The following is an 8,009-nucleotide window of genomic DNA, read 5'->3' as shown; positions in this document are numbered from 1 at the left end:
GCGCTCTACGGCGGCAGTGTCACCATGCTGGCCGTCAATTTGAAGAAATTTGGTATCGAGACCACGTTTGTCGACGCCACCGATGCCGACGCTTTCGCCGCCGCCATCCGGCCCAACACGCGCGCGGTTTTTGCCGAGACCCTGGGCAACCCCAGCATGGTGGTGCTCGACATCGCGGCCGTGGCCGACGTGGCCCATGCGCACGGCTTGCCGCTGGTGCTGGACAACACCGTGCCCAGCCCCTACCTCTGCAACCCCTTCCAATTTGGCGCCGACATCGTGGTGCACAGCGCCACCAAATACCTCGGCGGCCACGGCACCACCCTGGGCGGCGTGGTGGTGGAAAGCGGCAACTTCCCTTGGGACAACGGCAAATTCCCCGGCATGACCGAGCCCTCGCCGGGTTACCACGGTGTGCGTTTCTTTGAAACCTTCGGCAACTTCGGCTTCACCATGCGCTGCCGCATGGAAGGCCTGCGCGTGTTCGGCGCGGCCCTCTCGCCCACCAGCGCCTGGCAGATCTTGCAAGGCGTGGAAACGCTGCCCCTGCGCATGGACCGCCACTGCAGCAACGCGCTGGCCGTGGCGCAATACCTGCACGACGATCCGCGTGTGGGCTGGGTCAACTACCCCGGCCTGCCCAACCACCCGCAGCACGATTTGATGAAGCGCCAGATGCGCGGCGGCTCCGGCCTGCTTGCGTTCGGCGTGAAGGGCGGCCTGGCGCAAGGCGTGACGTTCATCGAGAGCGCGCAGTTCATGAGCCACCTGGTCAACATCGGCGACACGCGCACCCTCATCAGCCACCCGGCCAGCACCACCCACCGCCAGCTTGACGCAGCCCAGCAACTCGCCGCCGGCGTGCCGCCCGACATGGTGCGCATCTCGGTCGGCCTGGAACACATCGACGACATCCTTTGGGATATCGACCAGGCGCTGGCCCGCGCCACCGCCTGAGCCTTCCTCCGCACAGACACCATGCCCGAAACCACGTTCACCGTGCCCGGTCTGCTCACGCCAGACGATGCCGCAGCCGTCATGTTCGAGCTGCAAGACTTGCCTTGTGTGAACCAGGCCGATGTGGACCTGCCACAACGCCAGGCCTGGGTCAGCCACACCGCCATGATTTCGCCCGAAGACATTGCCGCCAAGCTGCTCGAAGCGGGCTTTGAGGCCACCCCGCTGCATGGCTGAAGCAGCCGCCATCAGCCGCCTGCTGCGCATCACCGGCCATGTGCAAGGTGTGGGTTACCGCTGGAGCATGGCGCAGCAGGCGCGGCGGCTGGGCGTGACCGGCTGGGTGCGCAACCGCCTGGACGGCAGCGTGGAGGCGGTGGTTTGCGGCAGGGCGGACGCGGTGCAGGCGCTGGTGGACTGGGCGCAGCGCGGACCGATGGGCGCGCGGGTGGACCGGGTGGAGGTCACGCCCGGCGAGGGCGTGTTTGAAGGCTTTGAACAAAGGGCTACGCATTGAAGCCGGGCGGGCGGGCGGCGGCTAGCCGCCTAGGCGCCTCAGCGCTTCTCGTTCTGGTCCAGCTGGGCTCCACGCAGGCGCAAGGCGTTGCTGATCACCGACGCTGAACTTAGGCTCATGGCCAGCGCCGCGATCATCGGCGACAGCAACCAACCGGTGAACGGGTAGAGCAGCCCGGCCGCGAGTGGAATGCCCAGCGTGTTGTAGACGAAGGCAAAACCCAGGTTCTGCTTCATGTTGGCCACCGTGGCCACCGACAGGGCGCGCGCGGCCGCAATGCCGCGCAGATCGCCTTTGACCAAAGTCAGCTGCGCGCTGTTCATGGCCACGTCGGTGCCGGTGCCCATGGCAATGCCGACATCGGCGCGCGCCAACGCGGGGGCATCGTTGATGCCATCGCCGGCCATGGCCACGGTACGGCCCTCTTTTTGCAGCCGCTCCACGAGCGCCAGCTTGTCGGCGGGTTTGACCTCGCCATGCACTTCCTCGATGCCCAGGCGTTGGCCCACCGCCCGCGCCGTGGTCAGGCCGTCGCCCGTGGCCATGACGATGCGCAAGCCCGAATCGCGCAGCGACGTCAAGGCGTCGAGCGTGGTTTCCTTGATCGGGTCCGACACCGCGAGCAGACCGGCCAGCTGGCCGTCCATCGCCAGGTGCATCACGCTGGCGCCTTGCGCACGCAGGGCCTCGGCTTGCGTGCGCAGGCTGGCCACGTCAATGCCCAGCTGCTCCATCAGCGCGGTGTTGCCCAAGGCCAATGCCTTGCCATCCACGGTGCCGCGCACGCCGATGCCCGACTCGGAATCGAACTGCTCGGCGCTCGCCAGCTCCAGGCCTTGTTCGCGCGCGGCGTTGACGATGGCGGCCGCCAGCGGGTGTTCGCTGCCCTGATCCAGGCTGGCCGCCAGGCGCAACACCTCGGACTCTGAAAAGCCAGCGGTCGCCACGGCCTTCTCGAAGACCGGCCGGCCTTCGGTCAGCGTGCCGGTCTTGTCCACGATCAAGGTGTCGATCTTGCGCAGATTTTCGATCGCGGCGGCATCGCGAAACAGCACGCCGCTGGTGGCACCCTTGCCGGTGGCCACCATGATGGACATCGGTGTGGCCAGACCCAGCGCACAAGGACAGGCAATGATCAGGACCGTGACCGCATTGACCAGGCCGAAGAGCCAGCCCTGTGCCGGCCCGAACAGGCCCCAGCCCAAAAAGGTCAGCGCCGCCACCGCCACCACCGTGACGACGAAGTAGCCCGCGACCACGTCGGCCATGCGCTGCATGGGTGCGCGCGAACGCTGCGCCTGCGCCACCATCTGCACGATTTGCGACAGCACGGTGGCCGAGCCCACGTGCTCGGAACGCATCACCAGCGCGCCGCTGGTGTTCATGGTGGCGCCGATCAGCTTGTCGCCGACACGCTTGGTGACGGGCAGCGGCTCGCCGGTGAGCATGGATTCGTCCAGCGCGCTGGAGCCTTCCACCACGGTGCCGTCCACCGGCACCTTTTCGCCAGGACGCACGCGCAGCAGGTCGCCCACGTGCACGTTGGACAAAGGCACATCTTCTTCGCTGCCATCTTCCGCCAGGCGGCGCGCCGTTTTGGGTGCCAGGCCCAGCAGCGACTGGATGGCGGCCGAGGTCTGGGAGCGCGCCTTCAGCTCCAGGATCTGGCCAAACAGCGTCAAGGAGATGATGACGGCCGCCGCCTCAAAGTACACCGCCACGCTGCCGTCTTTCACAAACGCGGGCGGAAACACCTCTGGCATCAACGTGGCGACCACGCTGTACACAAAGGCCACACTGGTGCCCAGGCCGATCAGGGTCCACATATTGGGGCTGCGGTTGACCAGCGAATGCACGCCGCGCACATAGAACGGCCAACCCGCCCAGATGGCCACCGGTATCGCCAGCGCGAATTCGATCCAGTTCTGCGTGCGCGGCGCAAACCAGCCCATGCCGTGGCCCGCCATCGCGAGCACCATCACCGCCACAGAAAGCGGCAAGGTCCACCAGAAGCGGCGCGTAAAGTCGGCCAGCTCGGGGTTTTCGCCATCGTCCAGCGTGGGCATTTCCGGCTCCAGGGCCATGCCGCACAGAGGGCAACTGCCGGCATGGTCTTGCCGGATCTCGGGGTGCATCGGGCAGGTGTAGACCGTGCCTGCGGGCGCCGGTGGTGCATCGGCCGGCACGGCTTTGCCGCTGGTGTAGCGCTGCGGCTCGGCCACGAACTTCGTCTGGCATTTGGCGCTGCAAAAGTAATAGGCCTGGCCGTCGTGTTCGGCCTGGTGTCGGGACTGCTCGGTCACCGACATGCCGCAGACCGGGTCTTTCAAGCCACCGTTGGATGGGCTTGCAGGTGGGTGGTGGTGACCTGTGTGATCGTGATCGTGGTGTGCGTGCATGTCCATGTGCTGCCGTCCTTTTTTCTGATGGGTCCGCCCCGGTGGCAAACCCCTCAAACCAGAAGATAGACCTTGACATGGTGTCAAGGTCAAGCCCCTTTCACAACGGCCCTCGCCGCGTCGCCTGGCTCAGCTCGCAGCGCCCTTGTCGCGGTCCAGCAGCCGCTTGCGTTCCTCGTACTGCTCGGGCGTGATTTCACCGTTGGCCAGTCGGCGCTGCAGCACCTCGTGCGGTGTTTCGCGCGGGCCATGGCGCCGCCCGCCGGGCCGTCCCCAGCTGTAGAACACCAGCACGCCGATCAGCAGCACCCAGAAAATCCACCACAGGCCGTGCATGCCGCCCATGAAGTAGCCGTTGTCGTAAAACATGTGCATCTCCTTGGGCCTCAGGGTGTGGGGGTGGTGCGGGTTTCGAGCAGGCTCTTCACCCGCATCAGGCGCTCGCGCACGTCCTGGGCAACGGCGGCCACCTCGGCATTGCTGGTCATCTGCATCACGGCCACCGGGTCCATGAATCCGACCGTCAGCCGGCCGTCTTCTTCTTGCCGGAGCACCACGTTGCACGGCAACAAGAGACCGATGTCGGGTTCTGCTGTCAGGGCGCGGTGCGCAAGTGGTGGGTTGCAGGCGCCCAGAATGCGGTACGGGCGCACATCGACACCGAGCTTGGTTTTCATGGTGGCCTGCACGTCGATTTCGGTCAGCACACCAAAGCCCTCGGCTTTGAGCGCGTCGGTCACACGGGCCAGCGCCAGTGCGAAGTCCGTGTCGGCGATCTGGGCGTGGAAGCAGTAGGCGGCGGTGCTGGGTACTGGGGGTGTTTGTGTCATGGTGTGCTCCTCAACGTTTGGCGGGCACAGCGCCCATCCGGTCCATCATCATCTGCATCATGGACTGCATCATGTCCATGCGCTGCTCCAGCATGCCCTGGCGCGTTGCCATATCGGTGGGCTGGCCCATCATGGGGCTGGTACCCATGTGGCCCATGCCACCCATCATGCCCATGCCGTTTTGCATCACTTGCATGTGCTCGGCCATGAGGGCATTCCGCTCTTCGGGCGTTTTGGCGGCCAGCATCTTGCCGTGCATGTCTTGCATGGTCTTCATCTGCTCGGCATATGCGGCGGACCCCTGCCCGGCCTGCATGCCCATGCCTTGGCCCATGCCCGGACTGGCGGGCTTGGCCTGTGCGATCTGCACGGCCGCAGCAGGCGCAGCGTGGTGGCTCTCGTGTTGTTGGTCCGCGCCGGCCCAGAGCTGCGGGGCCCAGCTCGCGGTTGCCAGAGTGGCGATGGTGAAAAATGTGCGAACGGATGTCATGGGGAACTCCTTTGGATGTTTACAAGTTGGCTGGAAAAGGGGAATCGCGGTCTGTGCGGTGGCGCACACCGTTCAACGCACATCTCCCGGACCCGCCGCCTGCATAGGGGACAGCTGTGGCCGCAAAAGGAGGACGCGCTGCAGATGGGCCGCGCACGGCCCGGCGCTACAGCGCCAGCCGTGAGAAAAGGGTGCGCAGCGGCGCACCCACACGGGGTGTGGCCAAGGCCGGCCAGGTGGCGTGCTGGGCTGCAGCGCCCAGCGGAAAGATCCAGGCCAGCACCAGGACCATGGCCATGGCCGCGCTTGCCAAGTCCGGGCTCGGTGTCTGTTTGACGATCAGCTGTGAGCCGTCGTCGCAGAACTTCAGGCAAGCGTGTTTCGCCGCGTCAGCTTCTTCGGGGTGGCCGAGATCGACACCCGTGTGCCCGGGCAGGAACCGGACCGCCTGAACGGCTTGTGATGAAGCACTGCCCGAGGACTCTTGCCACCCGCCGTGCTGCTCTTGCAGCAGGCAGGCGTTCACCCATGCCGATCCGATCGCAAACAACCAGACCAACAACAGCACGAGTGCCGTGTGGCGCCGCGACTGTGTGGTGGAACGTGTTTGCATGGTGGGTGCCTCGGTATCCTTGATCTGATTAAAGGCGTCCGCAGAAGTTCGGGTATTGATGCAGATCAATCCAGGCGCCGGGTCTTTCGGCTGTGGTTGCGGGGCAGCATCCGGCAGAATCGGTGCAATGACGCAGCGACGCCGAGTCGATCCCCACCCCAGCCCAGGAGAACCGCTATGGACCCGTTCATGCAAGCCGCCATCGATGAAGCCCAGAAAGGCCTGGACGAAGGCGGCATACCCATAGGCTCGGTGCTGGTGCACCAGGGCCAGGTGATTGGCCGGGGGCACAACCGGCGCGTGCAACAAGGCAGCGCCATCCTGCACGGCGAGATGGACGCATTGGAAAACGCGGGCCGCCAGCCGGCCCAGGTCTACCGCGAGTCCACGCTCTACACCACGCTGTCGCCGTGCGCCATGTGCAGCGGCGCCATTCTGTTGTACGGCATTCCCAAAATTGTCGTCGGTGAAAACCAGACCTTCATGGGCGAAGAGGATTTGCTGCGCAGCCGGGGCGTGCAGGTGGACGTGGTGCACGACGCCCACTGCGTGGGCCTCATGAACGCCTTCATCGCGGCCCAGCCACAGCTGTGGAACGAAGACATTGGCGAGCCGGACGCGGCGGCCTGAGAGCGGGCCGCCGCGCCGATCCCAAGCGTGCGCCTTGTGCGCCTACGCGCCTACGTGCCTACGCGCCTACGCGGCGATGTGGCGCAGCCTGAGCCCTTGGGCCTGCACCTGCACGGCCAAGCCTTCGTAGCCGGCAACGCAGGGGTGTTGCGTCTGGGGTGGTGACTGGTGGGCGGCGTCTATGACCACCACCGCAGCACCTGCTGCCTCGGCCGCTTGTATGCCGGCGGTGGCGTCTTCAAACACCAGGCAGTTCTGGGCTTGCACGCCCAGCCGCTGGGCGGCCAACTGAAAACCATCGGGTGCCGGTTTGCCCTTGCTCACGTCGTCGGCGGTCACCAATACCTGGGGCATGGGCAGCCCGGCGACCTCGATGCGCCGCTGGGCCAGCGCCAGCGGCGCAGAGGTCACGATGGCCCAGCGCTCGGGTGGCAACGACGCGAGAAAGGCAGCAGCGCCTGCCACGGCGGCAATGCCGTCCACGTCGGCGATCTCGGCCAGCGTCAGGGCATGCGCCTCGGCCTCGGGATCGACGCCGGGCAATTGCAGACGGCGGATGGTGTCTACCGCACGCACCCCATGCAGGTGCGACAGGAGCGATGCCACATCCACCCCATGGCGGCGCGCCCAAGCGCTCCACACACGTTCGCCGGTGGCGATGGACGTGAGGATGGTGCCGTCCATGTCGAACAGAAAGGCGTCAAAAACACGGTCGGGCAGATGGGGTGTGCTCATGTGGCGTGCCAGGAGGTTGCAGGGGTTGGCGCCACGTGTCGCGTGGCTGGATTCGCTCGGTGCAAGCAAGTCCACGAATGTCTTGGAGAGGCGCGGTCGCATCCCTCATGGATGCAACCGCCCGCAGCGCTTCAGTTCGGGTCGCCCAGCAGCTTGGACAAGGCTGCGATGTTGGCCGCGCTGGGCACCTGCGGCTTCATTTCGTCCTCGGCGGCGGTGGCGTTCTCGTGCGCCTGGATGTCGTTGACCATCTCGTACTGGTTGTCCCAGGTGATGGTCTTGCCGGGTGGGCACAGATCGCGCAGCGTGCCGTACCAGTAGTAGCCGTCCTTGCCGCCGAGCAGCGCGTCGATACCACCGGCATCGCCGACGGCCAGACCGTGTGCGGCCAAGATCAGTTTGAGTTTTTGGTGGGAGACGGAGTAACGCACGGGGTTTCCTGTTGTGGTGGCGACGCCCGGCCAACGCGGGCGGATCGTCTGGGCCGACGATTTTACCGGGGCGGGGTGGGCGGCAGTTCACCAAGCTGGTTCGACTTCCAACCCATCTCTACTAACGCCAAGGCTGATCACAAAGAAGGAGCATCGCAGTAAAGGGCGCCGTAATGGGCGATGTGCCCGGAGTTGCGCATAGAGCTACTTCTATGGAGGGTGCGGTCATGATCAGTTGCTCTCCAAGCTGAAGAGGGCAACCCGAGCACGACGATTCAAAGGGTAGCCCAGCAGATATCGGAAGGACAGATACCTTGAGGTTGACACCGTCATAGGAACAACGAATGGAGTAATTCCATTCCCGTGGGCTCAGACCGCCGACAGAGGGGATGGCAGGTAGGGACAGT

The 8,009-nt window shown here is 65.5% G+C and carries 11 protein-coding genes; 4 read left to right on the top strand and 7 right to left on the bottom strand.

Translation table 11 applies throughout. The features are described from left to right. The 3 genes from ABYB95_RS12350 to ABYB95_RS12340 all read left to right on the top strand — a co-directional run. Window positions 1-957, top strand: a 957-nt coding sequence (locus ABYB95_RS12350) for an O-acetylhomoserine aminocarboxypropyltransferase/cysteine synthase family protein (RefSeq protein ID WP_372658852.1), incomplete at its 5' end; no start/stop codon positions are given. A gap of 21 nt (window positions 958-978) precedes the next feature. Beyond that, the gene (locus ABYB95_RS12345; RefSeq protein WP_372658851.1) at window positions 979-1,194 is read left to right on the top strand and encodes a heavy-metal-associated domain-containing protein; all 216 of its coding nucleotides are present in this window, start codon (window positions 979-981) and stop codon (window positions 1,192-1,194) included. Continuing rightward, window positions 1,187-1,474 carry an acylphosphatase gene (locus tag ABYB95_RS12340; RefSeq protein WP_372658850.1) on the top strand — a complete coding sequence of 96 codons (288 nt, stop codon included), beginning with the start codon at window positions 1,187-1,189 and terminating at the stop codon, window positions 1,472-1,474. Before ABYB95_RS12345 ends, ABYB95_RS12340 begins: the two co-directional genes overlap by 8 nt. A gap of 38 nt (window positions 1,475-1,512) precedes the next feature. Here the strand turns inward: ABYB95_RS12340 and ABYB95_RS12335 are convergent, their stop codons facing one another. The 5 genes from ABYB95_RS12335 to ABYB95_RS12315 form a co-directional block, all read right to left on the bottom strand. Beyond that, entirely contained in the window at window positions 1,513-3,879 is a 2,367-nt protein-coding gene (locus ABYB95_RS12335; protein WP_372658849.1) for a heavy metal translocating P-type ATPase, read from the bottom strand. 123 nt (window positions 3,880-4,002) lie between these two features. Beyond that, window positions 4,003-4,242, bottom strand: coding sequence for an SHOCT domain-containing protein (locus ABYB95_RS12330; protein ID WP_372658848.1), 240 nt, complete (start codon window positions 4,240-4,242; stop codon window positions 4,003-4,005). A 17-nt stretch (window positions 4,243-4,259) separates the two neighbouring features. Further along, complete coding sequence (locus tag ABYB95_RS12325) at window positions 4,260-4,703, bottom strand: DUF302 domain-containing protein (RefSeq protein WP_372658847.1); 444 nt, start codon at window positions 4,701-4,703, stop codon at window positions 4,260-4,262. Between the two features lie 10 nt (window positions 4,704-4,713). Continuing rightward, window positions 4,714-5,193: a hypothetical protein gene (locus ABYB95_RS12320; protein WP_372658846.1), complete on the bottom strand. Its 480-nt coding sequence runs from the start codon at window positions 5,191-5,193 to the stop codon at window positions 4,714-4,716. A 166-nt stretch (window positions 5,194-5,359) separates the two neighbouring features. Further along, window positions 5,360-5,806 carry a hypothetical protein gene (locus ABYB95_RS12315; protein ID WP_372658845.1) on the bottom strand — a complete coding sequence of 149 codons (447 nt, stop codon included), beginning with the start codon at window positions 5,804-5,806 and terminating at the stop codon, window positions 5,360-5,362. 177 nt (window positions 5,807-5,983) lie between these two features. On the opposite strand from ABYB95_RS12315, the gene ABYB95_RS12310 reads away from it, so the two are divergent. Next, window positions 5,984-6,436, top strand: a complete 453-nt coding sequence (locus ABYB95_RS12310) for a nucleoside deaminase (protein ID WP_372658844.1) — start codon at window positions 5,984-5,986, stop codon at window positions 6,434-6,436. A 66-nt stretch (window positions 6,437-6,502) separates the two neighbouring features. Here the strand turns inward: ABYB95_RS12310 and ABYB95_RS12305 are convergent, their stop codons facing one another. After that, the gene (locus tag ABYB95_RS12305; RefSeq protein ID WP_372658843.1) at window positions 6,503-7,171 is read right to left on the bottom strand and encodes an HAD-IA family hydrolase; all 669 of its coding nucleotides are present in this window, start codon (window positions 7,169-7,171) and stop codon (window positions 6,503-6,505) included. Between the two features lie 131 nt (window positions 7,172-7,302). Further along, window positions 7,303-7,602, bottom strand: coding sequence for a hypothetical protein (locus ABYB95_RS12300; RefSeq protein ID WP_372658842.1), 300 nt, complete (start codon window positions 7,600-7,602; stop codon window positions 7,303-7,305). Between the last annotated feature and the right edge of the window lie 407 nt (window positions 7,603-8,009).

This window comes from Hydrogenophaga sp. (assembly GCF_041633695.1).
In the GTDB taxonomy this organism is placed as follows: domain Bacteria; phylum Pseudomonadota; class Gammaproteobacteria; order Burkholderiales; family Burkholderiaceae_C; genus Hydrogenophaga.
The sequence above is the reverse complement of the archived record's forward strand: the minus strand, read 5'-3'. Positions and strand labels throughout refer to the sequence as shown.

Coding starts and splice junctions, on each gene's coding strand:
- ABYB95_RS12345 (WP_372658851.1), top strand. CDS start 979: ATGCCCGAAACCACGTTCACCGTGCCCGGTCTGCTCACGCCAGACGAT.
- ABYB95_RS12325 (WP_372658847.1), bottom strand. CDS start 4,703: ATGACACAAACACCCCCAGTACCCAGCACCGCCGCCTACTGCTTCCAC.
- ABYB95_RS12340 (WP_372658850.1), top strand. CDS start 1,187: ATGGCTGAAGCAGCCGCCATCAGCCGCCTGCTGCGCATCACCGGCCAT.
- ABYB95_RS12330 (WP_372658848.1), bottom strand. CDS start 4,242: ATGTTTTACGACAACGGCTACTTCATGGGCGGCATGCACGGCCTGTGG.
- ABYB95_RS12305 (WP_372658843.1), bottom strand. CDS start 7,171: ATGAGCACACCCCATCTGCCCGACCGTGTTTTTGACGCCTTTCTGTTC.
- ABYB95_RS12310 (WP_372658844.1), top strand. CDS start 5,984: ATGGACCCGTTCATGCAAGCCGCCATCGATGAAGCCCAGAAAGGCCTG.
- ABYB95_RS12320 (WP_372658846.1), bottom strand. CDS start 5,193: ATGACATCCGTTCGCACATTTTTCACCATCGCCACTCTGGCAACCGCG.
- ABYB95_RS12315 (WP_372658845.1), bottom strand. CDS start 5,806: ATGCAAACACGTTCCACCACACAGTCGCGGCGCCACACGGCACTCGTG.
- ABYB95_RS12335 (WP_372658849.1), bottom strand. CDS start 3,879: ATGGACATGCACGCACACCACGATCACGATCACACAGGTCACCACCAC.